26 protein-coding genes are annotated in these 25,042 nt (G+C 39.5%); 10 read left to right on the forward strand and 16 right to left on the reverse strand.

From position 1 onward, the window contains the following. Window positions 1–94: 94 nt before the first annotated feature. A complete protein-coding gene (locus BTHG_RS11130) occupies window positions 95–910 on the reverse strand; it encodes a ZIP family metal transporter (RefSeq protein WP_010676821.1) in 816 nt (271 codons plus the stop codon). 83 nt (window positions 911–993) lie between these two features. Here BTHG_RS11130 and BTHG_RS27640 point away from each other — a divergent pair, with 83 nt between their 5' ends. From BTHG_RS27640 to BTHG_RS11160, 6 genes are all read left to right on the forward strand, one after another. Further along, window positions 994–1,119 carry a hypothetical protein gene (locus BTHG_RS27640; RefSeq protein WP_269719491.1) on the forward strand — a complete coding sequence of 42 codons (126 nt, stop codon included), beginning with the start codon at window positions 994–996 and terminating at the stop codon, window positions 1,117–1,119. Window positions 1,120–1,250: 131 nt separating this feature from the next. Further along, the gene (locus tag BTHG_RS24715; RefSeq protein ID WP_010676822.1) at window positions 1,251–1,661 is read left to right on the forward strand and encodes an SLAP domain-containing protein; all 411 of its coding nucleotides are present in this window, start codon (window positions 1,251–1,253) and stop codon (window positions 1,659–1,661) included. Window positions 1,662–1,772: 111 nt separating this feature from the next. After that, the gene (locus BTHG_RS11145) at window positions 1,773–2,819 is read left to right on the forward strand and encodes a LacI family DNA-binding transcriptional regulator (RefSeq protein WP_042341682.1); all 1,047 of its coding nucleotides are present in this window, start codon (window positions 1,773–1,775) and stop codon (window positions 2,817–2,819) included. A gap of 97 nt (window positions 2,820–2,916) precedes the next feature. Further along, a complete protein-coding gene (locus BTHG_RS11150) occupies window positions 2,917–4,077 on the forward strand; it encodes a Gfo/Idh/MocA family protein (RefSeq protein WP_010676824.1) in 1,161 nt (386 codons plus the stop codon). Window positions 4,078–4,164: 87 nt separating this feature from the next. Continuing rightward, entirely contained in the window at window positions 4,165–4,914 is a 750-nt protein-coding gene (locus BTHG_RS11155; RefSeq protein ID WP_010676825.1) for a ThuA domain-containing protein, read from the forward strand. A 76-nt stretch (window positions 4,915–4,990) separates the two neighbouring features. Continuing rightward, window positions 4,991–6,088: a Gfo/Idh/MocA family protein gene (locus BTHG_RS11160; protein WP_010676826.1), complete on the forward strand. Its 1,098-nt coding sequence runs from the start codon at window positions 4,991–4,993 to the stop codon at window positions 6,086–6,088. 348 nt (window positions 6,089–6,436) lie between these two features. On the opposite strand, the gene BTHG_RS11165 is transcribed toward BTHG_RS11160, so the two are convergent. The 14 genes from BTHG_RS11165 to BTHG_RS11235 form a co-directional block, all read right to left on the reverse strand. Continuing rightward, a complete protein-coding gene (locus BTHG_RS11165) occupies window positions 6,437–6,742 on the reverse strand; it encodes a monooxygenase (protein ID WP_010676827.1) in 306 nt (101 codons plus the stop codon). An 84-nt stretch (window positions 6,743–6,826) separates the two neighbouring features. Then, window positions 6,827–7,387 carry an NADPH-dependent FMN reductase gene (locus BTHG_RS11170; RefSeq protein WP_010676828.1) on the reverse strand — a complete coding sequence of 187 codons (561 nt, stop codon included), beginning with the start codon at window positions 7,385–7,387 and terminating at the stop codon, window positions 6,827–6,829. A 152-nt stretch (window positions 7,388–7,539) separates the two neighbouring features. Then, a complete protein-coding gene (locus tag BTHG_RS11175; RefSeq protein ID WP_010676829.1) occupies window positions 7,540–8,106 on the reverse strand; it encodes an NADPH-dependent FMN reductase in 567 nt (188 codons plus the stop codon). A gap of 12 nt (window positions 8,107–8,118) precedes the next feature. Continuing rightward, complete coding sequence (locus BTHG_RS11180; RefSeq protein ID WP_010676830.1) at window positions 8,119–9,177, reverse strand: LLM class flavin-dependent oxidoreductase; 1,059 nt, start codon at window positions 9,175–9,177, stop codon at window positions 8,119–8,121. A 40-nt stretch (window positions 9,178–9,217) separates the two neighbouring features. Beyond that, window positions 9,218–9,754, reverse strand: a complete 537-nt coding sequence (locus tag BTHG_RS11185; protein ID WP_010676831.1) for an NADPH-dependent FMN reductase — start codon at window positions 9,752–9,754, stop codon at window positions 9,218–9,220. A gap of 220 nt (window positions 9,755–9,974) precedes the next feature. Then, window positions 9,975–10,205, reverse strand: a complete 231-nt coding sequence (locus BTHG_RS11190; protein WP_010676832.1) for a hypothetical protein — start codon at window positions 10,203–10,205, stop codon at window positions 9,975–9,977. After that, window positions 10,202–10,729 (reverse strand): RNA polymerase sigma factor, encoded by a 528-nt coding sequence (locus tag BTHG_RS11195; RefSeq protein WP_010676833.1) that lies wholly within the window; start codon window positions 10,727–10,729, stop codon window positions 10,202–10,204. Before BTHG_RS11195 ends, BTHG_RS11190 begins: the two co-directional genes overlap by 4 nt. Next, window positions 10,716–11,093: a hypothetical protein gene (locus BTHG_RS11200; RefSeq protein ID WP_010676834.1), complete on the reverse strand. Its 378-nt coding sequence runs from the start codon at window positions 11,091–11,093 to the stop codon at window positions 10,716–10,718. The genes BTHG_RS11195 and BTHG_RS11200 overlap by 14 nt, the downstream gene beginning before the upstream one ends. Window positions 11,094–11,281: 188 nt before the next feature. Continuing rightward, window positions 11,282–11,545, reverse strand: a complete 264-nt coding sequence (locus BTHG_RS11205) for a hypothetical protein (RefSeq protein ID WP_198420975.1) — start codon at window positions 11,543–11,545, stop codon at window positions 11,282–11,284. A gap of 90 nt (window positions 11,546–11,635) precedes the next feature. Further along, window positions 11,636–13,171: a carboxypeptidase M32 gene (locus BTHG_RS11210; RefSeq protein WP_010676836.1), complete on the reverse strand. Its 1,536-nt coding sequence runs from the start codon at window positions 13,169–13,171 to the stop codon at window positions 11,636–11,638. 480 nt (window positions 13,172–13,651) lie between these two features. Further along, window positions 13,652–14,161 (reverse strand): GyrI-like domain-containing protein, encoded by a 510-nt coding sequence (locus BTHG_RS11215; RefSeq protein ID WP_010676837.1) that lies wholly within the window; start codon window positions 14,159–14,161, stop codon window positions 13,652–13,654. A gap of 286 nt (window positions 14,162–14,447) precedes the next feature. After that, complete coding sequence (locus tag BTHG_RS11220; protein WP_010676838.1) at window positions 14,448–14,738, reverse strand: hypothetical protein; 291 nt, start codon at window positions 14,736–14,738, stop codon at window positions 14,448–14,450. Window positions 14,739–15,123: 385 nt separating this feature from the next. Next, the gene (locus tag BTHG_RS11225; protein ID WP_010676839.1) at window positions 15,124–16,317 is read right to left on the reverse strand and encodes a PDZ domain-containing protein; all 1,194 of its coding nucleotides are present in this window, start codon (window positions 16,315–16,317) and stop codon (window positions 15,124–15,126) included. Window positions 16,318–16,644: 327 nt separating this feature from the next. Continuing rightward, window positions 16,645–18,087 (reverse strand): S41 family peptidase, encoded by a 1,443-nt coding sequence (locus BTHG_RS11235; protein ID WP_010676840.1) that lies wholly within the window; start codon window positions 18,085–18,087, stop codon window positions 16,645–16,647. A gap of 374 nt (window positions 18,088–18,461) precedes the next feature. Between BTHG_RS11235 and BTHG_RS11240 the strand changes: the two genes are divergently transcribed. Both BTHG_RS11240 and BTHG_RS11250 read left to right on the forward strand, forming a co-directional pair. After that, the gene (locus tag BTHG_RS11240; protein ID WP_010676841.1) at window positions 18,462–18,890 is read left to right on the forward strand and encodes a GNAT family N-acetyltransferase; all 429 of its coding nucleotides are present in this window, start codon (window positions 18,462–18,464) and stop codon (window positions 18,888–18,890) included. Between the two features lie 1,061 nt (window positions 18,891–19,951). Next, a complete protein-coding gene (locus tag BTHG_RS11250) occupies window positions 19,952–20,554 on the forward strand; it encodes a nitroreductase family protein (protein WP_010676842.1) in 603 nt (200 codons plus the stop codon). Window positions 20,555–20,716: 162 nt separating this feature from the next. On the opposite strand, the gene BTHG_RS11255 is transcribed toward BTHG_RS11250, so the two are convergent. After that, window positions 20,717–22,339 (reverse strand): catalase, encoded by a 1,623-nt coding sequence (locus BTHG_RS11255; protein WP_010676843.1) that lies wholly within the window; start codon window positions 22,337–22,339, stop codon window positions 20,717–20,719. A gap of 374 nt (window positions 22,340–22,713) precedes the next feature. On the opposite strand from BTHG_RS11255, the gene katA reads away from it, so the two are divergent. Then, complete coding sequence (gene katA / locus BTHG_RS11260; RefSeq protein ID WP_010676844.1) at window positions 22,714–24,174, forward strand: catalase KatA; 1,461 nt, start codon at window positions 22,714–22,716, stop codon at window positions 24,172–24,174. Between the two features lie 338 nt (window positions 24,175–24,512). Then, a complete protein-coding gene (locus BTHG_RS11265; RefSeq protein WP_010676845.1) occupies window positions 24,513–24,938 on the forward strand; it encodes a Fur family transcriptional regulator in 426 nt (141 codons plus the stop codon). Window positions 24,939–25,042 lie beyond the last annotated feature (104 nt).

Consider the following 25,042-nt stretch of genomic DNA (forward strand, 5'->3'; position numbering starts at 1 on the left):
ATGCGACAGAAACTGGAAAAACATGCAAAAAAAGAACCGGGTGATTGCCCGGTTCTTCCTTGTAGTATATTTGTACTTTAGTGCTTCATGATGGTTACCCTAACGCCACGTCAAGTATCATCATCACGACAAATCCAATCATTAAGCTCATGGATGCGAGATCTTTATTGCCTTTTTCCTGCGAACTTGGAATCACTTCTTCTGCAACAACGAAAATCATCGCACCCGCTGCAAAGCTTAATGCGTATGGAAGCAGAGGTTCAATGAAGGAAACGGCCACTGCCCCAACAACAGCAGCAATTGGCTCGACCATCCCAGAAAATTGCCCATAGAAAAAGCTTTTTCTGCGCGACATGCCATCCCCTCTTAATGGCATCGAAACGGCAATACCTTCTGGAAAGTTTTGAATTCCAATTCCTAGCGCCAACGTCAACGCACCTGCTAAAGAAGCTTCCGTTCCACCATTCGCAAGGGCACCAAACGCGATCCCGACAGCCAGCCCCTCTGGAATATTATGTAGCGTAATCGCGAGCACTAACAGTGTACTCCGTTTTTGCTCTTTCGAATGAAAGCCTTCTGCATCTTTGATCGGTGCATTTGGGTGAAGATGGGGTAAAACCTTATCAATTCCCCATAAAAAAATCCCCCCTAATAAGAATCCGAACGCTGCAGGAAACCAAGCTCCGATTTTATTGTCGCTGGACATCTCAATCGCCGGTCCCAATAGCGACCAATAACTAGCAGCAATCATTACGCCACCAGCAAACCCTAACATACTATCCAGAAGCCGTTGATTAATCGTCTTTGTTGCAAAAACGAGAGTTGCCCCCAGCGCGGTCATCCCCCACGTAAACAAAGTCGCAAGCAATGCTTGCATAACCGGATGAAAATTCTCGAAAAAATCTACCATACTCAAGAACTCCTTTTTTACCAACTACATTATAGTTTAGCATAACCAATCCTGGGGTTAAATATGGTAAAGGGGTTGGGATATTGATTAAGTTGGCTATGGGACAACGTTTTCGAGATATGGGACCTAATTTCCGGGATATGGGACAAAGATTGAAAGATATCGAACAGAAAACTGATTATATGGGACAACCTAGGTTTATCGCTTAATGTTGGGTAGATATCGGCAAACCAATGATCCCGGACCAAAATCGGATTATATCGTACAACTCATAGCACATCGTCATTTTGTATTAGAAATGGCTCGCTCTGCTATAATCATGAGTAAGTGAGGTGAGATTATGCAAAAACTAGTTTTTGAGGACGCGTGGAATCGGACGATTTCGCAGAAAGACCGAGAAGAAATCGAACTTATTTTTCATCATGCAGTTTCGAATTTACATACAGGGGTAACATTCTCAACCGTTCGGATTGCAATAAATTATAAAAATGAACTGCTGGTAACGGCGATTGTTCATAATAAAACGGAACAAAACCTAGTATTCGAAAATACACCGCTACAGGTTCACGATGGAGATTTAATGCTGGCCGATCATACATTTACCCTTCCGGCTCTCCAAGTACCACCTGAAACTAGCATGCCCTGGACCTTTATTTTTCCGGCTGGTAGTTTTGAGATACCAGATTCCAACGGTCCATGCCCGTTACATAAAAAGAATAACTTCATTTTAAGCTGTTACTACTCTTTTTAGTAAATTTATAATTCTCCGGATTGGAAATTGTTTTAAATTTCTCAAAAGTTAATATTGACAATTCTTAGGAAAACAGCGAAAATGAACGCGTGTACATTAAATGTTTAGGGGGTGAATACATTAGCAAGCAGAAAAGATGTGGCACAACTTGCCGGAGTATCCGAAGCTACTGTTTCACGCGTTTTTAATAACATCGGACCTTTGCGGGAAGAAACAAAACGAAAAGTGTTACTTGCTGCCAAAGACTTAGATTACCATCCAAATGTCATAGCTCAAAGCTTTGCGCGTGGAAGGAGTAACAATATTGGTGTTATTGTTCCCTACTTGCCAAAGGTTAACTTAATGTCCACGAATTATTTCTCGGATCTACTAAGCGGAATTGGTGGCGAATTAGCTGAAAGAGGATACGGTTTACTCCTGTTATTTCAAAAACCTGATGAACCAATAGACTATCTACAGCATTTTCGTTCACAAAAGGTAGATGGATGTATCATCCTTGGTTCGAAAGATATTCCCGGAGAAGTTGAAGCACTCGAAAAACTTCATCAATTGGACCTCCCTTACTGCCTTGTGAACCAAACCTTTTCTGGCTATTCGTTTCATTCAATTGACGCAGACCATAGAAATGGAAGTTTTCAAGCAGTCACTTCATTATTAAATAAGGGGTTTAAGCATGTCATCTTTTTAAATGGTCCAATGGAGTTTTCGAACAGTGCTGATCGTTTAAAGGGATATGAAGAGGCTCTAACAAAACATGGACTCAATGTAGATCAACGTTTACTATTTGAAGGCAATTACAGCCAAAAAAGTGGTTTTCAGACAGCGGCAAAAATAGCTAAATTACTACCAGAATATAAAGCCATTTTTGCAGCAAATGACCGAATGGCCATTGGACTCATGCAAGGCTTGAGCAATCTGGGGTACCAAGCAGGCCGTGATTATGCACTAGTTGGATATGATGACTCAGAATACTCAAAAATGACATCACCTCCCCTTAGCACAGTAAAGGTACCACTCTTTGAGATGGGACAATTAGCAACTGAAAAGGTCCTTCAATTAATCTCAAAAGATAGTAAGGGAGAAATGAATGTACGATTGCCTGTTACTTTGATTGAAAGAGAATCATCAAGAGGCTTACCTAAGTACAACAAAGCGTAAGCCGCTCTATACAATGTGAATAAAGAGTGACTATTATCAAGTTTATAAACTACTAATGTATTATTCTACGAAAAATCCTAAGTAAAGGGGTTATGAAATGAAAAAAATTAATGTCGGGATGATAGGTTATAAATTTATGGGTAAAGCACATAGCCATGCATATCGTGACCTTCCGATGTTTTTCCCAAACACACTTCACCCTGAAATGAAGGTCATTTGTGGGCGAAATCTGAATGGAGTAGCAGAAGCAGCCAAACAATTCGGTTGGGAAGAATATACCACTGATTGGAGAAGCCTTTTACAAAGGGATGATATTGATTTAATTGATATTAATGCGCCTAGTGATGTTCATAAGGAAATTGCAATTGCCGCAGCTCAAGCAGGTAAACATGTTTTTTGTGAAAAACCGTTAGCGCTTACATTAAAGGATTCTAGAGAGATGCTTCAAGTAGTGAATGCAGCCGGTGTGAAGCATATGATAGGTTTTAATTATCGGTTTGCACCTGCTGTCATGTTAGCTAAAAAACTAATCGACGAAGGAAGACTAGGTGATATTTACCATTTCCGTGCATTCTTTTTACAGGATTGGCTAATCGACCCTAACTTCCCTCTTGCTTGGAGACTGCAAAAGGATATCGCAGGATCAGGCTCTCATGGGGATTTAGGTGCCCATCTCATTGATATGGCCCATTATTTAATTGGTGGTATTGATGAAGTTATTGGAATGAACGAAACGTTTATAAAAGAAAGACCAATTCCAACAAATATGACTGGTTTATCTGCAACTGGTAACAAAAATGCAGAAAAAGGCGAAGTTACCGTTGATGATGCAACATTATTTATGGCTCGTTTTGCCAATGGTGCTTTAGGCACCTTTGAAGCGACACGCTTTGCGTCAGGTCATCGCTCTACAAATTCATTTGAAATTAATGGTAGTAAAGGTAGCGTCATTTTTGACTTTGAACGAATGAATGAATTACAAGTGTATTTTACCGATGACAGAGAAGATGTTCAAGGCTTCCGTCGTGTTTTAGCAACTGATCCTGCTCACGCTTTTGCTGAAAACTGGTGGCCACCAGGACATACAATCGGGTACGAGCATACATTTATTCATGAAATTGTCGAACTAATGGAATCTTTCCGTGAAGATCGTCTGCCTGTCCCAAATTTCAACGATGGTGTTAAATGCCAAGAAGTGTTAGAGGCAGTTGAACAATCAATTGAAACACGTCAATGGATTAAAGTATCAGATGTATAAATAAAGCTAAAAAGACCTAGTGAAGGGGTGACCATATCCCCCTTTGTACTAACATACCTACTCAAAAAGGAAAAGGAGTGTTCATACATGAAAAAAAATGCGCTAATCGTTTGGGGTGGATGGGATGGCCATGAACCAGAACAGATTGCACACATTTTTAAAGGAATACTTGAAGAAGAAAACTTTAACGTAGAAGTTTCACATTCACTTGAATCCTATGCCGATTCCGAAAAACTAAAATCACTAGATTTAATTGTTCCTCACTGGACCATGGGTGAAATAAATAAAAAATATGTACTTAATATATCCGAAGCGGTAATGAGCGGTGTTGGATTAGCTGGATGTCACGGTGGAATGTGTGACTCATTCCGAAATAATGTTGACTGGCAATTTATGACGGGTGGAAATTGGGTAGCACATCCTGGGAATGACGGTGTGGAATATATGGTTAACATCAAACATAATTCAAGCCCACTCTTAGACGGCTTATCGGATTTCAAAGTAGTAAGTGAACAGTATTACCTCCACTTCGATCCTGCTGTTGAGGTATTAGCAACCACTCGGTTTCCCGTAGTTGATGGTCCACATGTAATGAATGGTGCTGTTGATATGCCTGTCGTTTGGACAAAACGTTGGGGGCAAGGCCATGTTTTTTATAATTCTTTGGGACATAAAGCCAATATTGTAGCTATGCCAGAGGTTTCGCTCATAATGCGCCGCGGATTTTTATGGGCAGCCGAAGGTAAAGAACGAGCGAATAGGATAGCAGTCTCTACATATGGGGAGCAGGGCAACGGAAATGGACGTGTGTATTCCGGCATGGGAGATAGTAATTAATTAATTCTATTAAGCATACATGATCAAAACCACGTAATTTGACTTTTATATATGAAAACAGCGGAGGGTTTTAACTATGGATAAACTGAAAATTGGTATTATTGGGTGTGGAACGATTAGCTCTATTTACATGCAAAATTGTAAAAACTTTGATCATATTGAGCTTGTGGCTTGTGCAGACTTGGATGAGAAACGAGCACAAGCTCAAGCAGAAAAGTATCATATTCCTATCGCATGCTCTGTTGATGAGATCCTTAAAAATCCAGATATTCAGTTAATCATCAATTTAACAATTCCGAAAGCACATGCTGCTGTTTGCATTCAAGCGCTGGAAGCCGGTAAACACGTGTATACTGAAAAACCTCTAGCTGTTACACGTGAGGAAGGTCAGGAAATTCTTGAAACAGCAAAGAAAAATAATCTCATTGTCGGTAGTGCACCGGACACTTTCCTAGGTGCTGGTATTCAAACAGCCATCCATTTAATCGAACAAGGTGAAATTGGTGTTCCGATTGGGGCCTCTGCGTTTATGATTGGCCGTGGACATGAACATTGGCATCCAGACCCGGCCTTCTACTATGATATTGGTGGGGGTCCAATGTTTGATATGGGACCATATTATTTGACAGCTCTAGTAGCTTTATTAGGGCCGATTAAACGAATTTCTGGTAGCACCCGAATAAGCTACCCTGAACGCACTGTTACTAGTGAACCAAATGCAGGTACAAAAATCAATGTGGTAACACCAACACATATTTCAGGAACAATTGATTTTGTATCAGGTGCAATCGGAACAATCACAACAAGTTTTGATGCTTTTGGTGGCTCTACACTCCCTCCGATTGAAATTTACGGTAGTAAAGGGACTCTACTTGTTCCAGATCCAAATACATTTGGAGGACCAGTACGTATTCGGAAAACCGGAGAAAAAGAGTTTGTGGATGTGCCTTTATCATATGGTCACTCACAAAATAGTCGGGGCCTAGGTGTTGCTGACATGGCTCAAGCTATCATGGATGGTGGTAAGCACCGAGCAAATGGTGAATTAGCTTATCACGTATTAGAAGCGATGCACGCCTTCCATGATTCTTCAGATAACGGAATACATTATAGTATGAAGAGTACTTGTGAAAGACCGAAATCATTGTCTATGGAGCAGAAGATTGTTAGATAAAGTACTTAATAGAAAAATATAGTTGTGAGACCGAGCATTCTTTAGCATTCAATACTTATTGAATGCTCCAGACTGTTGACAAACGCTCGCATACTGCGTTGCTTGCCTCTCTCGTCCGCTCATGAAGGCAACTTCTATTCGCGTCTTCACTCAGCTGCGCGCCTTGTCTGACAAGCGCTTTCAAGACAGTCTGGGACTTGAGTTAAAATTTAGATATCCTTAAAAATTCATGTAGCATTCAATACTTATTGAATGCTCTTTTTATGAAATACAGGTGATGGCCGAACATGCCAAACTTGGACTAAAAAAAGAGAAGTAGACTCCATATTAGAGTCTACTTCTCTACTTTCATTTTATTGGACCTTTTGTGATTTCAGTAAGTTTCGGGTTGATGGCAAAGATTTTTGCATGTACATCGTTTATACCAAAGCCAGCTAATCGTTTCGTATGCATGTCGAGATAGTTTTGTGCGGTTTCCTTTGTCTCGAATATGTAAATTCCACCCGCTTCTTTTGCTTCAGGATCTTCAGTCCAAATTTTCCAGAGGAAACCTGGTTCTTCATTAATACTTTTTGCTAAATCAGTGAAGCTTTGAGCCATTTCATCCCCGAATGGTCCATCCATTTTAAAATCTACCTGTAATACGTATGGCATTGCAATTCTCCTTTACTTTTTTGTAAATAGGCATATAGGTCCTGATTTGTCCCGATGGAACCAAGAGAACCGTCCCTATGGTTCCTACTCTCTCACCGTTTTCAATGCCGTCGACCAAGATACAACATCGTCTATTGTCTTCGTTAAAGAGTCCTCGTGATAAGGTGCTGGATTAAATGTACTCATATCTTGAAAATCAGTAAATAAGCTTAGGGCGACTGACGGTCCAACTGTTGCTACCTTTGGTACTGTTAAAATAAGCCGTAAATTATTTGCAGCTGTAACCCCAAGCGTTGAGCCGTAACTCACAATTCCTGCAGCCTTATGATTCCACTCAACATATAAATAATCAATTGCATCCTTTAATCCAGACGTAATGGCTTTATTATATTCTGGAGTGACAAAAATAAATCCGTCAAGACCGTTAATTTTTTTAGACCAAGGATATGCTTCCGGTGCTTGATAATCCTGTGACATAATTGCCGGGATTGGTTCATTAAACTTTGGTAGATGATAATCTTTAATATCTACCAACTCAAATTCTGCATCCGTTCTTTTGTCCGCAATCGATTTTACCCATTCAGCTACTTGAAGATTGACCCTTGAATCCCTCGTGCTCCCTGTAATTATCCCAATTTTAACCATGCTTGTTTCCTCCTATTCATATTCGTTATCTGTAGTGTAACAAGCACGAGATCATTAAGGTACCAACAGTACATGTGATATGTTGTTTATCCAACACATTTCAAAAAGTGTATAAAAAATGACCCTAAAAAAGGTAGGGTCATGGACAGGTTCTAAAAGTCATACATCGCTTCTTTTGCTTCTCGAAGTTTTGTATACGTTTCTGTTAACAAAATGCTGTCTTCGACAAGACGTTCAATTCTGAAAAGCACGTCGTCATTTACAATTTCTTTATTGTGGAAATCTTTTTCTTCGATAAACACATACGTCTGAACGATTTGGCCTTTCATATAGGCAATGATTGGTTTTAACTGCTGTTCTGCCACCAAGTAGTGCTTTGATGAACCTGCAGTAACAAGCATACTTACCACTTTATCACGAAACGCACTCACTGGAAGTAAATCAAATATGTTTTTAAGGGTTGCTGGAATCGATGCCTGAAAAATCGGTGTTCCGATGACAATGGCATCTGCCTCCATGATTGTTTTTGCCACAAATCCAGTATCGCCTTCATACTCCAAATAATTTCGCCCATCACTAAACTGAATTTGATACTCCGCAAGGTCAATGAGGGTACATTCTACGTCAGGATATTTATCGGCTATTTCTTTGGTTATGTAATTCATCGCTGTTCTTGTTTTAGACCCTATGATGGAGCCAGAAATACCAACAATTTTCATGATGGTGACCTCCTATTTTTTCGCTGTATATTTTCGGATGGCTGGTAAAATGTCAGTCCCAATTATTTCAATGTTTTTCGCTAATTTTTCAAATGGCACACCACCAAAGTCCATTTGCGCAAGATACCGTTGATGACCGAATAACTCATGTTGATAGAGAATTTTTTCGATGATCTCCTGCGGGCTACCGACATTGATAATACTTCGTTTATCAGCAGCTTGAGCAAATATTTGTTTTGGAAAACCTTGTCCATTTGTCAGCTTCATTCCCTCATTAATATAGGGGTACATTTCTCGCATGGCATCTTGTGAGTTTTTAGCCGCATAGAAAAATTGGGTTGTTCCGACTGGCAAAGTGGCTGGGTCAAACCCATTACTCTTCGCGACCTCTCGATAAGCATCGATTGTATATTTAAAGACACTTGCCGGACCACCTAAAGCTGCTAACATCATTGGAACACCAGCATAACCTGCTTTCATCGCACTTGCTCGTGTACCACCCACCGCACGCCATATTGGAAGTGAGCCATTTTTAGGTCGAGGTAAGATTTCGGCATTTCGTAACGGCTCACGGAATTCACCGCTCCAATTCACGATTTCTTCTTCATTAATCTTGCGCAGCAAATCAAACTTTTCCTCAAATAAGGCTTCATAATCACGTAGATTGTAGCCTAATAGTTCATAAAGACCCACACGTGATGCCCGACCTGCAATAATCTCCGCGCGGCCATCTGAAAGTAAATCGATTGTCGCAAAATCCTCATAAACACGAACTGGATCTGAAGTACTAATAATGGTTGAAGTACTTCCAATTTTAATTTTTTCTGTTGCTTGGGCAATTGCTGACAACACAACTGTGTGTGCCTGAGTAGCAAAATACTCCTGATGGCTTTCACCCACACCAAAGAAGTCCATACCAGCCTGTTCTGCAAGCTTTGCTAATTCAATTAGTTCTTTTATTCTTTGCTTAGCAGAAATACGCATTCCTGTATTAGGATCTGGGATATGGTCCCCTAGTGTAAAAAGTCCAAATTCAAGACCTTTGCTTTCATCTATTCTGTATTTTTCCATAACATTCAACTACCTTATTTCGTTTTCTAATGCGAAGGATCTACTTTTGCATACTTTTTTGCAGAGAAATCATTTCCTCAGCGAGTGTGTTTATTCGTTTTAGAAGTCCCTTATTCGTAATTTCATTGTCGTCATCGAAATTGTCATTGTGAATAAAAACCTGATGAACAGGTACCGTCCCTTTTAAGTAAGAAAGGATGGGTTTTAGATGGAATTCCGAAACGAGAAAATGCTTTTCCGTGCCACCGGTTGTAATAATCCCGGTCACTTTATTCTTAAACGAATCGACCGGAAAAAAGTCTAACAAATTTTTAAGGACCCCTGAAATAGACGCCTGATAAATCGGCGATCCAAAGACAAGCATGTCTGCTTCTAACATTTTATTGACGACCTTAATGGTATCGTCATTGTAATAGCTCAGTGGGCTTCCGTTTACAAATTCAATCTCGAAATCCTTTAAATCAAGTAATTCGATTTGAGCAGAAAAATCATGTGATTTTATGGCTGCTAATACTTCATATACAGCCTTCGATGTTTTTGCACCAATCAGTGATCCTGATATTCCAACGACTTTCATAACGTTACCCTCCTATAATTCATGTTCCAATCATAGCGTTTGCTTATATTTATTCATTTATGTTGGATTACGTATGTTTCTAAAAAGCAGTAGGGAAAGAATGAAATTATCGTAGCACCATAAAATTACGTAGTCAAATTTAAAGATTCTTGGATTCGAGATATTAATTTGTCGAAAAAAATAACGAAAGCATAGGTGCCTCGTTACTTTCATTATTTATTCATAACATAAACAGGACGAATGTAATTGGTAATAGCAATACCGGTAACCATGAAATCGATAGAAATGCACCCTTTTTATAACCGAATTCAGGAAATGGAATCGATACAGGGTTAAAAAACCAGTTTGCCATTCGGGATAGCCTTGATTTTTCCATGGGAAAGTCGGGCACCTCTACGCTGAATTGATTGAGTTTTTCTTTTAATTCCTTTTCAAATTGGTCATGATTCAATCCTCATTCACCTCTAATTCTTCTCTCAGTTTTTTCAATGCGCGATGTAATTTGGATTTTACCGTTCCGACTGGGATGTGTAGAATCGTAGAGATCTCTTTTTGTGTAAGGTCGTGGTAGTAGGTCAGCAACACAATCGCCCGCAAATCCTCTGATAGCGATTGAATGGCAGCTTGTACGGTTAATTTTTCATCGGAGTTTTCATGATGTGGATGTCGTTCTGCCAGAATCGGTAATAAGGTCCGAAATACATTCTGTCGCCTCAACCTTGTCATCATTGTGTTGTAGGCAATTTGATAGAGATAGGTTTTCAGTTTTCCCTTTTCCGGATCAAATTGATGAAATTTATGCTGTAGTTTTTCAAAGGTATCCTGAACAAGGTCGATACTGAGCTGTTCGTTATTCGTATATCGAAAAACAAACTGATAAAGCGGTGCCTTGTACACATTGTAAATGACCTCTAGCGCCTCTTTATCCCCTTTTTGAAGTTGTAGGATTGCCTCCTCTGCACTACTGTAACTCATCAGACCACCGCTCTTTTATTCCTTTATAGACGTACGCAAGCTTTGTAATGAACCATAAAAACGTAATTAAGCTGAAGACAAAGGTTTGGTGAATGAAAAACTGGATAATCGGACTATTGATGTTGTCTCCACGTAAAAGGAAAATCAAAAGCCCCGTAATACATAAAAAGGTATACACAGCTGCTATTGTTATAATCGTATCCCATCTTGACCAATAAAAATAGATGTTAGATTTCGTAAAATCAATTTTCCCGTTATGATCACGGACAACCTTTTTATTCATCGAACCAATCACTATCGCAAAAACAGAACCAAGAACCGCTACAACAACGGAACTTACAACCATTCCTGTTATCGTTGTCATCTTACCCACTCCCTCATTTTTGTTCTTACTTCTTATACTAATGAGGTGAGGGAAAGGTTCAGTTTTTAGTAAAACTTCAGGACCAATTTTTTATGAAAGGAGCAAAACCGCTTTGTGAGAATGATTCATATGTACGGAACTAAAAAAGAGTGCTACTAATTGTAAGCACTCTCCATACACGTTTTTTATTATCTACCAAAGCCTGGGTAGAATCCGCCATGACCGTGGTGGAATCCGTAGCCTGGATAGAATCCGCCATGGCCGTGGTGATAGCCATAGCCTGGGTAAAATCCGCCGTGACCATGGTGATAGCCATAACCTGGGTAAAATCCGCCGTGGCCGTGGTGATAGCCATAGCCTGGATTAAAACCACCTTGACCAAAGCCGTAACCAGGGAACATACCAAACATTTGTCTTTCCATATGATCTCTCCTCCTCGAAGTAAGCTGCACAATAGTGTATGTGTCTCAATTCGAGGGGGTGCAGAAAAAAATGTGTTTAAATACAAGCACTCATGAAGTTTTTACGGGCTCTCGTTATTTTTAAAGTTGATATACCTTTACATATTTTTCTTCTAAGTAATTCACTAGATATGTAGCATTTAAGCTTTCACCTGTGACCTTCTTAATTAATTCATCAGGCGTATAAACAGCACCATATTGGTGTATTTTTTCTTTCAGCCAACTTTGGATGACTGTAAATTCGCCTCTTTCAATATGGCCGGAGAAGTCAGGTAGCTCCTTCTTAATGGTATTCAAGATTTGGGCCGCATATAAGTTTCCAAGTGAGTAGGATGGGAAGTATCCTAAGCCACCAAATGACCAGTGCACATCTTGGAGTACACCCAATGTGTCAGTTGGAGGTACGATTCCCAAATAGTCTTTCATTTTTTCATTCCATATAGCTGGAAGGTCCTTGACTGCAATATCCCCACTGATAAGACCTTTCTCGATTTCATAGCGAAGCATGATGTGGAGATTGTATGTTAACTCGTCTGCCTCCACACGAATATAAGATGGTTCCACAATGTTGACAGCACGATAAAAATCATCTAAATCGTGAGTCCCTAATTGATCAGGGAAATGATTTTGTAGGTCTTGATAGAAAAACTTCCAAAATTCTTTACTGCGACCAACCATATTTTCTAAAAATCTTGATTGTGACTCATGAATTCCGAATGAAGCTCCAGTACTGACGGAAGTACCTTCTAATTCAGGGCTAATATTTTGCTCATATATACCATGTCCAGCTTCATGGATGGTACCGAAAATCGCAGAACGAACATTTTCCTCAAGATAACGAGTTGTGATTCTCACATCACCCGTATTGACCGTTTGAGCAAATGGATGCACCGTCTCATCAAGTCGTCCCGCATTCATATCAAATCCAATTTTTGGTAGCAGGAATTGGTTAAACTCTTTTTGAGTGTTGGCATCATAAAGCTTTTCAAAAATCTCGCCACTTGGTTTAGCAGATGATTGTTTGATTCTTTCTAATAAATCGATACTGCTTTTTCGCAATTCCGCAAAAAGAGGATCCAATTTTCCGACCGTCAATCCTGGCTCAAATTCATTTAATAATGCATTATATGGATGTCCTTCATACCCGTAATACTCCGTAAATTGCTTTTTAATTTCAACAATTCGTTCAAGATATGGCTGATACACCTGAAAGTTATTAGTTTCTCTCGCTTCTTCCCAAGCATCATTCGCATTTGCCGTTAACACAATATATTCATTGTACAATTCAGTTGGAATACTTTTTGATTGTTGGTAGAAGTTATTTCTTTCACGTACAGTTGCTTTGGTTACATCATCTAATTGGGGATACACGTCTTCAGCAGTTAATGCCTCTAGTAGCTCACCCATTTCTTTTGAAATTGATAATTTAAAGATTTCTGTAGACAATGTTCCAATGGAATTGGCAAATATAGAACGGCCCTTTTTCGGCGCCATTACTTTTTGATCCCATTCTACAAGTCCTAACACACTATTCAAATGCGTGATTTTTTGATCTAATTCTTTAAATTGGTTTAGCTTCTCTTGAAGTGCGGCGTTTAATCCTTGTGTAATAGACATACTCTTCCCCCTTATTGAATAACAACTGTGTCAACATACCCTATTATAATTAAATTTCGAAAATTAACAATAATAAAATAGAAAATACTGTACATGTTTGTGGTGTGCTTTTCTAATGGTTACACGTTTGGATAACAAGGTAAATCCACAATAGGAAGTTAAGCGGAGATTTTCCGGCTAAATGCACAATGAAGCTCTTTTTTGGGGAAATAAGGGGAGGTTTTCCGATTAAGCAATGCAAAATCCCCCATTTTTGAATTTTTTAAGTCAATAGGCGGAAGCTCTCCGTTTATTTAACCACTTATTTATTAAAAATTAAAATTAAGAGGAATTTATCCGTCTATTTATTGGTTCGAGTGCTCAACCTAATCCCCCAATCGATAAGTGTGACCAACTATTTCCCATCTCCTGTGACAAACACATCTAGAGTAGCAGCGAACCATACCACTGCTCACTATACTGATGTCAATCCCGTATATTTCAAATTTCTTCTGACTTTTTAACAGGTAAATGCAGGATATAATCCGAATCTACACCTTTATATGGGTTATAAACTTCAAAACCAATGAGATCGGTTCCTTCATATCCTTCACTCGTAAACCATTGATAAAGAAACTGATAGGGATTAATATCATCGGTCTTTGGATTAAACGCTAATACGGCATATTGATGCGCGGAAATGGTTATAGACGTCATCTCTTTTGGGATATCTTCATCATTCGTTACTTCCACACCCGCAATCCAAGTAAACTCATCATTTTCAGGGTTAAAGTTTGGAGGGTCAATAAAAATACCATAAGAGATGGTTTCATCAATTCTATTTTTGACCTCGCCAATTCTAGAAGAATGGAATTCCTCAACGATATTAGGGACTTTAATATCTTTATCGTTCATGGTTGTACTACACGAAATTCCAACAACTTTAAATTCCCTTTTATCTATAATTTTCGGCTTATGCTTTTCCACTAATTCCTGAAAATCAATATTCATTTCTTCATCCCCTTTACATCTTTCTAATTTCTAAAAATAAACTAGTGTCCTATCTTCCCAATTCTATAAATCTGCACCGATAGTACAGCTTTAATATTATCACAATATTCAAAACACAAAAATCAAAAAAGAAAAAGCGACCATTATGATCGCCATGTTTAAGTATCTGCCCCGTTACTGGAAGATACATATGATGTTTGCAATCGAAAAAAACTAGACTCTTCTGACACGGGATGTTTCTTTTATGACTGCTCCTTTATGCTGTTAATGAAACATTGAACAAAAATCATAAATTGAATTTTTCCTCTTCCTCTTTTTCCTCTTTATCAAAGGCACCGTCCAGCCATAAATGGATAAGAAACGAAATGGCCACTGTAACAATTACTCCAATAAACCCAATACCAAAATAATGTTCAAAAATGACATAACCTATAAATCCAATACCTGCATATGCAATCAAATAAAATATTCCATAGATCGAACTAAAAAACAATCCAAACACCAGCATAAAAATGGTTAAAATTATCCCTAGAAATGTAAGTTCCTTTGTTTCTTCTTTTCTGTATTTCTTCCTCAACAATCCCACCTCGATGTAAACTGTTTATAATTTAACAAAACTCTCCCCAAAAAATCACTTCTTCTAACAATTATACGGCATTAGCATGTACAAAAATAACTGCAAAAAATGAGAGGTGCAGTCACACCTCTCATTTCAGACTGTTGACAAACGCTCGCATCCTGCGTTGCTTGCCGCGCTCGTCCGCTCATGAAGGCAACTTCTATTCGCGTCTTCACTCAGCTGCGCGCCTTGTCTGACAAGCGCTTTCAAGACAGTCTGGTACTTGAGTTTAAATTTAGATATCCTTAAAATTTCATGTAGACAAAGTCAGTACTGACTTTGTCTACACTCTGAAATGAGAGGTGCAGTCACACCTCTCATTTCACTTTAAACCTTAAAAATTTCACACTGCTTTATGCTTCCACCCTTTTCCTTCGTTCACAAAAAGGATGCCAAGTTCGTGGTGCTCACCTTCGTATAGGGCACGTTGGACGAAACGGACCTCACCGTTGACATCTAACACATCAAGCTTGCATAATGCCCGATTTTTTTGAAGTGCCATGTAAAATTCTTGGACGGTTTTTACTTGTATTCCGTTGACCTTTGCAATCGTCTCTCCAATTTTGATTTGCATTTTTTCAGCTGGCGATTGTGGAATAATACCCAGCACGAGTAAACCTTGGTTTTGTTGTGAAAAAATCGATGGTTTCGATTCGTCCATGAAATAGTGCTGAAGGTAAATGAATTCTCGACCCGCTAAAGCAAAGCACGCTGCGATGATAGCTGTAACTGGATACCAAATGCTTGCGACTGCTAAGCCCACGACAATGACGCCCAGTAGGATTACACGCTTTCCGACAACCGGGACACTTTGTGTTGGCAACATACTTTTTACTTTATGATAAAAACCAATGCTAAACGGTACTAAAATTAATGAATAAGCTTGTCCGGATACAGTGAACACTGGCCACCATTCATAGTGAGTTGTGAGTGCATCTCCCGGTATGAGTAAAAACACTGGAGCGAGCCACAATCTTTGGGATATATGGGTACCAACCGGAAGTCCGCGTTTACTCTTTAATAGGTCTGGAGAACTGCCGATATGGCCTTTTTTCAGAATGAGAATTCCTTCTGCCAGTAAAAGCGCACCTAGTAAAATGGCAATTGATGCTAGGCTTGTGTTGCCCATATCATCTAGCAATCTCGTAATAACTTTATTTTCAACTGATAATTTGGAAAGCAAAATGATCCCGAAAAAGGATACTCCTAAGATGTATGCTGGAGATAATAAACGAGTTGTGATTGGCAAACTTAGTAGCAATGTGACAAGTGCAATGAACACGATGCTACCGAGTGGAATGACAACGCCAGCTGCAATTGTTACGACTGATATGAGTAACCCCGCGAGCCAGCCACCTGGAAGAAGTGATCTCAGGTCGTAAAACCCGTCTTCTACTCGTATATGAAAGGCGCGACGCTCTCGCTTCACGCGGAAATAGCCTAGTAAAACACAGTACCCCGCTAAATAATAAAACAATGGATGCAAAAAGAAACGTCCGATTCCTTTTACAAACTCTAGTAACCATAACGCAATCAATCTTTTCACCACCTATGAATTTGACTTTATATGTAAAAATTTCGTTCGATATACTAACTTTTATTGTACCAAATACTTGACACAAAGCATACGTTGATTTTTATGGAAAAAGGAATTGTTGGGTTTTTGACCTGGAATTTTTGGTTTGTCCGATATTTTAGGATTTATGTCCGATATAATTTGATTTGTGTCCCATATATTTCATTCTTTGTCCCTTATCTTCATATTTTGTACCATTTTTCGAAAGCCCTATTCTTCCGATTGAACCGGAAGGCTCTAAGACCAATAAAAAAACACCTCTCCAGCTGGGAGAGGTGCACTTTGATTTTATTTAAATAGGACTTCCATTGCTTTTTTGAGCTGGAGGTCGTTCTTTTCATCTCGAATTGCTTCGATTACTTTTGCTTCGATGGCGCCGGCTGTTTTTTCATTGATGGTGCCGGTTGCATCTAGTTTATTTGCTTGTTGAAAGGCTTTTACTGCAATGACAGTTTCTCCACTGAAGTAGCCATCTTCACGACCAGGGTCGAATCCTAACCCACTCAACATGATTTGTGCATTTTTGATTTTTTCATTATTCATGTTTTGTGTCAGTTCTTTCTCGAACTGAATTGGGTTTGCGTAGAAGTATTCAGGTTGTTTCACCTTGACGGTCGGCTTGATTCCTTTTTTATGAATCCAGTTTCCGTCTGGCGTTAACCACTTGAACATCGTTAGCTTCAAGTTACTTCCGTCACCCATGTCTCTTGCTTGTTGAACGGTTCCTTTACCAAATGTCTTTTCACCGACTAGGTCATAACCGCCTGCTTCTTTTAATGCACCTGCTAAAATCTCAGAGGCTGAAGCACTACCTTCGTTTGTTAACACAACAATCGGATAATCCTTTGGTTTTTCAAGAGTGGAGAAGAAACGTTGTTTTTCGCCATCCCTGTTTTCGATTTGAACATAAGGCTTATCTTTTGTAACAAGCTGTTTTAAGATTTCCTCAACACTTTCTAATAAGCCACCTGGGTTACCACGAACATCGATAATGAGACCTTCAATGCCCTTGTCCTCCAATTCACTTAAGCCGGTGACGAAATCTGCTGCTGTGTCTTGTGCGAAAGATGTAATCTCAATATATCCAAGCTTTTTATTATTATATTCCTTCAAGTCTGTGTAAACAGTCTCGATTGGAATCGTATCACGTGTTACTTTTACATCCATCAGATCTTGTACACCTGGTCTCATGACTTGTAGTGTAACAATGGTTCCTTTTTCACCACGAATTTTCAATACCGCTTCATATAAATCAAGGCCTTCGATGTTTTCACCGTCAATTTTTATGATTTGGTCATTTGGCTTTAGGCCTGCTTTTTCGGCTGGTGAATCCTTGAATGGGGCAACAATTGTGACTTTGCCTTCCATCATGCTTACCTCGGCGCCAATTCCTTCAAAAGATGATTCTAATGAATCATTAAACTGGGCAGCTGTTTCTTCATCCATATATGCAGAATACGGGTCATCCAAAGTGCTGACCATCCCTTGAATGGCACCTTCAATTAATTGTTTTTCATCAACCTTTTCAACATAACTAGATAAAATCATGTTGTATGCTTGACCGATTTTAGATAGATTGTCTGTGTTCTCTTTACTATTACCATTGTTTGAGCTTGGCTGTTGAACGAGTGGTTGTTCATTAGTATCAAGCAATTGAACTACTAAAAACGTAGCGCTCGCGCCTAATAGTAAGGATAGTACCATGTATAATGCGACAACTTTACGACTCACCCTGTGTTCCTCCTCCGTTACGAATACAATACATACCGTTAATTTTTGTAGCTTTTATGTTCTTATTCATGCTTTACTCACGAATAATAGTCAAAAAGTCTTGATTTAGGGCATGACAATGACTAATTGACTATATGGGTAGAGTTGCAGGAAAAGGCACCACACATGCGTTAGTGCGATGCCTTTGTATAAAAATATGTAATGCTTGTACACTTTATGACAAAAAAGAGGCATCGCCTCAATATGCAGTTGGTAAATATTTCGTCGCTCCTTTACCATTATAAAAGTTTTTTTAGAATGAAGTAAAGAAAAAAGTGGTAACGAGTCGCCGAGCACAGTATGATAGAGGAAATCTTTTTTGAGGAGTGGTTGTAATGGCATATGAAGTTCGTGAATTGAAGAATGCTGATGAATGGAAAATGGCGTTTCCAATCATGAAGCAGCTACGAACCCATTTAGAACTCGAAGAATTTGTGGCATTGGTGACAGAAATGCAGCCTCAGGGGTATCGATTGTTTGCTTTACTTGATGAGGGAAAGATTGTAGCTATTACAGGTGTCGCACAGCAGCTCAATCTTTATTATGGTAAGAACTTGTATGTGTATGATTTGGTAACGAACGAGTCGAGTCGTTCAAAAGGCTATGGTGAAGCACTTCTTTCTTTTGTACATGAACTTGCACGAGACTTGGGCTGCGGCAAGGTTGCTCTTACATCAGGCCTTCAGCGTGGCGATGCACATCGCTTTTATGAGGACAAAATGGGATATGAACGGAAAAGTTATGCGTTTGTGAAGGACTTGTAGGTTGGAACGGTGCTTCGTTTTCAGGTAGGGTGCTTCGCGATATTTTCATTGCTTAGCACCCATTTTTTACTATCAGCTGTGGGAGACGCAAATACTTGAATTCTGGTGCAAAAAACCTAGTGGTGACGCAAAAAAACTTGTGGAGACGCAAATATCTGGATAATGAAGCATATATCTGAATTCTGACGCAAAAAACCTTGTGGGGACGCAAATATCTGGATAACGAAGCATATATCTAAATTCAGACGCAAAAAACCTAGTGGTGACGCAAATATCTGGATAACGAAGCATATATCTGAATTCTGACGCAAAAAACCTTGTGGGGACGCAAATACTTGGATAATGAAGCATATATCTGAATTCAGACGCAAAAAAACTTGTGGAGACGCAAATATCTGGATAATGAAGCATATATCTGAATTCTGACGCAAAAAACCTAGTGGGGACGCAAATACCTGGAAAACGAAGCATATATCTGAATTCAGACGCAAAAAACCTGGTGGAGACGCAAATACCTGGAAAACGAAGCAAATATCCGAATTCCGACGCAAAAAACCCGGTGGAGACGCAAATACTTGGATAATGAAGCATATATCTGAATTCCGACGCAAAAAACCTAGTGGTGACGCAAATATCTGGATAATGAAGCATATATCTGAATTCTGACGCAAAAAACCTGGTGGAGACGCAAATACCTGGATAACGAAGCATATATCTGAATTCTGACGCAAAAAACCTAGTGGAGACGCAAATACTTGGATAATGAAGCAAATATCCGAATTTCGACGCAAAAAACCCGGTGGAGACGCAAATACATGGATAACAAATCAAATATCCGAATTCTGACGCAAAAAACCTAGTGGGGACGCAAATACATGGAAAACGAAGCAAATATCCAAATTCAGACGCAAATACCTGGAAAACGAAGCAAATATCCGAATTCCGACGCAAAAAACCTAGCTTAGTTCTAGTAAAAACGAACTAATTCAGTGCAATTTAATAGATAATTGTGTGAGAAACCTCTAAAATGGAACAATAAGTCATCTAAGGAGGTTTTCATTTTGGTACAAACAAAGACAAAAGTTGAAAATAATCGTAAAGCGGATTATCCAATTGATCCACTTTTTATCAATCGTTGGTCTCCGCGTGCTTTTTTAGAAAAAGAAGTACCTGAAGAGGTTTTATTAAGTGTATTTGAGGCTGCACGTTGGGCTCCATCTGGTTTTAACAATCAGCCATGGCGCTTTATTCTGGCGCGCACGAAAGAAAATCTTGAGCTGTTTCATTCATTTATTTTACCGGGCAATCTCTCTTGGTGTAAAACAGCACCGGCGCTCGCCCTTATTGTTTCAGAGACTGAAACCGAACAAGGACCAAATCCATATCACGAGTTTGATGCCGGTACGGCTTCTGGTTATCTTGAAATCCAGGCAGCTAAACAGGGGCTAAGCACACATGTGATGGGTGGAATTGATCGTGAAAAAGCACGTGAAGTTTTACAAATTCCTGAAAAGTTCGCAATCCATTCTGTGATTGTAATCGGATATCTTGGTGAAAAAGACACATTACCAGAAAACCTTCAGGAACGTGAACAACCAAATTCACGTCGCCCATTAAATGAAATCTTGTTTGAAGGAAAGTTCAATCAAACGCTTATTAAATAGCTGAACCCTCTCTAACAAGCAATTTTTGCGTTCAAACGCTTGTTTCACACAAAAAGCATCGGTCCCTTTTAAGACCGATGCTATTTTTTTAATCTTCTATGAACCATAGCTCGAAAGTCACAGCATCCGCCGGAGACTTTACCGTTATTCGACTTTATAAATTTAATACCGGTCTGATTCCTGTCCCATATTTTTAGACTTTTCGACTGCCTCATTTGCAGCTGCAGAACTTGTATCGGTTGTATCCATCGCTTTTGCAAGGCCTTCTTTTACACGTCGGCCATAATCCTCATCTGCATTCGTGAAGTACTCAATCATTTTGGTTTGAATTTCTGGTGCGCAAACCTTCAAGTTGTCTACCAGATTACGGATGAGTTCCTCTCTTTCCGCATCCGAGAAGCTACGATATGTTTCACCTGCTTGTCCAAAATCATTTGGGCGGTCAATTTTTTCACGAACCAGCTTGTCATTATAATGAGGCTCATGAATCTTCCCCTCTTGCTTTGCTTCCTTCAAACCGCCAATCGTTGACGGCTCATAATTGATATGTGGATTGCCGCTCGGTGGTACATCAACATGATAAGACATTTGTCCACCACGTTGATTGGTTGCCACTCGCTTTTTCGGAGCATTGATTGGCAGTTGCAGATAGTTTGTGCCAACCCGATGTCGCTGCGTATCTGAATAAGAGAACGTTCTCCCTTGAAGCATTTTATCATCTGAAAAATCAAGTCCATCCACCAGCACACCCGTACCAAATGCAGATTGCTCCACTTCATTAAAATAATTATCAGGGTTCTTGTTTAATACCATTTTTCCAACCTTTAAAAATGGGAACTTATCCGTTGGCCAAAGCTTTGTATCGTCGAGCGGATCAAAATCAAGCTCCGGATGGTAATCGTCACTCATAATTTGCACACAGAGTTCCCACTCCGGATAATCTCCACGTTCAATAGCTTCATATAAATCTTGAGTTGCATGGCTTACATTTGTCGCTTGAATTTCATTTGCTTCTTTCTGCGTTAAATTTTTGATTCCTTGTTTTAATGGTTCCCAGTGATACTTCACTAAGACAGCCTCGCCATCCTTATTGACCCATTTATATGTATTAACGCCTGATCCTTGCATTTGGCGGTAGTTTGCCGGAATTCCCCATGGTGAAAAGAGGAAAGTTATCATATGTGTTGCTTCCGGTGTTTTTGATAAAAAGTCAAACATTCTTTCAGGGTTTGATAGATTTGAGACTGGGTCTGGCTTAAACGCATGGATCATATCGGGAAACTTCATGGCGTCACGGATGAAGAAGATTTTCAGATTGTTACCGACTAAATCCCAGTTCCCATCTTCCGTATAAAATTTCACTGCAAATCCACGTGGATCTCGTGCTGTTTCAGGTGACTCCATAGCTCCTGCAACCGTTGAAAAACGGACAAATACGGGGGTCTTTTTTCCAGCTTCTTGAAACAGCTTTGCACGAGTATATTTAGAAATCGGTTCATCCCCAACCTTTCCGTACGCTTCAAAATATCCATGCGCACCAGCACCTCTTGCATGCACCACACGTTCTGGAACTCGCTCACGGTCAAAATGGGACATTTTTTCAAGGAAATCGTAATTTTCCAAGGTAGAAGGTCCACGATTCCCGACCGTACGGATATTTTGATTATCCGTTACAGGATGTCCTTGCCTATTGGTTAACGAATCAGCAGATTCTCCTGTGCCTAAACGGTCATCATGAGGACCGCCCACTCCTTCTACACTGCCGTGATGTTTTTTATCGTTCATCTTGCACTTCCTTTCAAACTGAAATATCAATGTAATTATTTCCAACTGACTCTTTTCTATGTAAGCAAAAAACAGGATAATTTGTCGAAATTTTTCGTATTCTCAAAGAAGGATTAAAAACACTTCTAATTGAAAAGTAATAGAGTAGAGTGTCCAAGCATAGGTTAATAGTACGGTTTATTTTTATATAGATAACATCTTACACTGTAAGCGTTATAGTAGTGATATACTCTATTCTAACGTTATAATGAAAACAGCAAATCTAAGAATCTATTTTTCCTAGTTTATAATTATTATAAAAAAGTATTGATTTTTTATTTGTAGATGTTATCATAATATATGTATTCAAAAACAATAAACAAGAGGTGATCTAGTTGAGTAACAATAAACTAACGACAAGTTGGGGAGCTCCAGTAGGAGATAACCAAAACTCAATCACAGCTGGTTCAAGAGGACCAGTATTAATCCAGGACGTACACCTCCTAGAAAAATTAGCACATTTTAATAGAGAACGTGTTCCTGAACGTGTCGTACACGCGAAAGGTAGTGGCGCGCACGGTTATTTTGAAGTAACAAATGATGTTTCAAAATATACAAAAGCAAAAGTATTCAATGGCGTTGGCAAACGCACTCCTTTATTCATCCGTTTCTCAACGGTTGCTGGGGAAAATGGATCTGCTGATACAGTCCGTGACCCACGTGGTTTCGCTGTTAAATTTTACACAGAAGAAGGAAACTACGATATCGTCGGAAACAACACACCTGTTTTCTTTATCCGCGATGCGATAAAGTTCCCTGATTTTATCCATACACAAAAACGTCATCCTCAAACACATCTTAAGAATCCAACAGCTGTTTGGGATTTCTGGTCTCATTCACCTGAATCTTTACACCAAGTAACTTGGTTAATGGGTGACCGTGGGATTCCTGCAACATGGCGTCACATGCACGGGTATGGAAGTCATACTTTTAAGTGGACAAATGCAGAAGGTGAAGGTGTTTGGATTAAGTACCACTTCCGTACTGAACAAGGCGTAAAGTGCTTAACAAATGAAGTGGCAACAAAGCTTGCTGGGGAAAATCCAGATTACCATACAGAAGATTTGTTTAACGCAATTGAAAAAGGGGACTTCCCTGCTTGGAAGCTTTACGTGCAAATCATGCCATTAGAGGATGCGAATACATACCGATTCGATCCATTCGATGTAACAAAAGTATGGTCTCAAAAAGACTATCCACTCATTGAAGTGGGACGCATGGTATTAGACCGCAACCCTGAAAACTATTTTGCTGAGGTTGAACAAGCAACATTCTCACCTGGAACATTAGTACCTGGTGTCGATGTTTCACCTGACAAAATGCTTCAAGGACGTCTATTTGCATACCATGATGCACATCGTTACCGTGTTGGTGCGAATCACCAAGCACTACCAATCAACCGTGCAAGAGTTGACGTCAACAACTATCAACGTGACGGTCAAATGCGCTTTGATACCAATGGTGGCAGCTCCGTATATTACGAGCCTAATAGCTTTAGCGGTCCAAAAGAAGCGCCAGAAGCGAAACAACATGCTTTTGCTGTTGAAGGAATTGCCGAAAGTGTTGCTTATGATCAAGACGATCACTACACGCAAGCTGGTGACCTTTATCGCTTAATGAGCGAGGAAGAGCGCACTCGTCTTGTTGAAACCATTGTAGGTGCAATGAAACCAGTTGAACTAGAAGAAATCAAGCTTCGTCAAATCGGCCACTTCTACAAAGCAGACCCTGAATACGGAACTCGTATTGCAGAAGGTCTTGGACTAGAAGTACCTGGTGAAGTTTTAGCGAAATAAGTAGAAAAGCAGAAGCGCTAGAAAAAGGAACATCGACTAATTACCGCCACGTCCTGTGGCGAACGTCGATGTCAGCACATCCTGCGCAAGTCCGACAAGCACAAGAAAAGCTGTCAAAAGGCACGTTCTTTGACCTTCTGGACAGATTGGCTTGTGACCTCGAGCTGCTCAAAGCAAGCTTTTCGCAAGATATTCACAGAAGCCCATTCAGGATGAAAACTGGCTAGGCGCAGATGCTAGACATTGTAGTTACAATTCATTTTATTCTCACATAAAATAGGTATCCGCAAACACGGATACCTATTCTTCTAAATTATGAAACAAAGAGGTTGGTAATCTTGCAAGAAGAAAAAATGGCAGAACTCATACCTTTTTTAAAAGAACGCGGATTACGTATTACACCTCAACGAACATTAATCTTACAGACTTTTCTTTCCTTGAAAGGCCATCCAACCGTGGATGACATACACCGTCACTTACCACAAATTAGCCTTGCCACCATCTATAACAATGTCAAACTATTTGTCTCATTACGGATATTAAAAGAACTTCCTTATGGCAACGGGTTAAGCAAATATGAACTCGCCAACCAACCGAATCACTACCATATCTTATGTGAATCATGTGGTGATATTATTGATTTTAACTACCCTGCTCTAACCCAAATCGAACATGTTGCCTGCAAACTAACTCACTTTAAAATTTACTCACATCAAATGGAAGTGTATGGGCTCTGTCAATCGTGTCAAAAGAAAAGAAGGTGATGTTAAAATGGCAAAAACAATCTGTCCCATTTGCAAAACCGAAATCAAAATCCTCAAACACAGTACAAGTTGTGAATGTGGAATGAAATTAAAGAAATTTTGAA

Source organism: Bacillus timonensis, assembly GCF_000285535.1.
Taxonomy (GTDB): Bacteria; Bacillota; Bacilli; order Bacillales; family Bacillaceae_L; genus Ferdinandcohnia; species Ferdinandcohnia timonensis.

Bases quoted from the DNA above. Each gene is read 5' to 3' on its own strand.
- BTHG_RS11160 (WP_010676826.1), top strand. From the start codon at position 4,991: ATGGATAAACTGAAAATTGGTATTATTGGGTGTGGAACGATTAGCTCT.
- BTHG_RS11215 (WP_010676837.1), bottom strand. From the start codon at position 14,161: ATGAATATTGATTTTCAGGAATTAGTGGAAAAGCATAAGCCGAAAATT.
- BTHG_RS11175 (WP_010676829.1), bottom strand. From the start codon at position 8,106: ATGAAAATTGTTGGTATTTCTGGCTCCATCATAGGGTCTAAAACAAGA.
- BTHG_RS11200 (WP_010676834.1), bottom strand. From the start codon at position 11,093: ATGACAACGATAACAGGAATGGTTGTAAGTTCCGTTGTTGTAGCGGTT.
- BTHG_RS11170 (WP_010676828.1), bottom strand. From the start codon at position 7,387: ATGGTTAAAATTGGGATAATTACAGGGAGCACGAGGGATTCAAGGGTC.
- BTHG_RS11240 (WP_010676841.1), top strand. From the start codon at position 18,462: ATGGCATATGAAGTTCGTGAATTGAAGAATGCTGATGAATGGAAAATG.
- BTHG_RS11150 (WP_010676824.1), top strand. From the start codon at position 2,917: ATGAAAAAAATTAATGTCGGGATGATAGGTTATAAATTTATGGGTAAA.
- BTHG_RS11130 (WP_010676821.1), bottom strand. From the start codon at position 910: ATGGTAGATTTTTTCGAGAATTTTCATCCGGTTATGCAAGCATTGCTT.
- BTHG_RS11155 (WP_010676825.1), top strand. From the start codon at position 4,165: ATGAAAAAAAATGCGCTAATCGTTTGGGGTGGATGGGATGGCCATGAA.
- BTHG_RS11210 (WP_010676836.1), bottom strand. From the start codon at position 13,171: ATGTCTATTACACAAGGATTAAACGCCGCACTTCAAGAGAAGCTAAAC.
- BTHG_RS11255 (WP_010676843.1), bottom strand. From the start codon at position 22,339: ATGAACGATAAAAAACATCACGGCAGTGTAGAAGGAGTGGGCGGTCCT.
- BTHG_RS11180 (WP_010676830.1), bottom strand. From the start codon at position 9,177: ATGGAAAAATACAGAATAGATGAAAGCAAAGGTCTTGAATTTGGACTT.
- BTHG_RS11195 (WP_010676833.1), bottom strand. From the start codon at position 10,729: ATGAGTTACAGTAGTGCAGAGGAGGCAATCCTACAACTTCAAAAAGGG.
- BTHG_RS11165 (WP_010676827.1), bottom strand. From the start codon at position 6,742: ATGCCATACGTATTACAGGTAGATTTTAAAATGGATGGACCATTCGGG.
- BTHG_RS11185 (WP_010676831.1), bottom strand. From the start codon at position 9,754: ATGAAAGTCGTTGGAATATCAGGATCACTGATTGGTGCAAAAACATCG.
- BTHG_RS24715 (WP_010676822.1), top strand. From the start codon at position 1,251: ATGCAAAAACTAGTTTTTGAGGACGCGTGGAATCGGACGATTTCGCAG.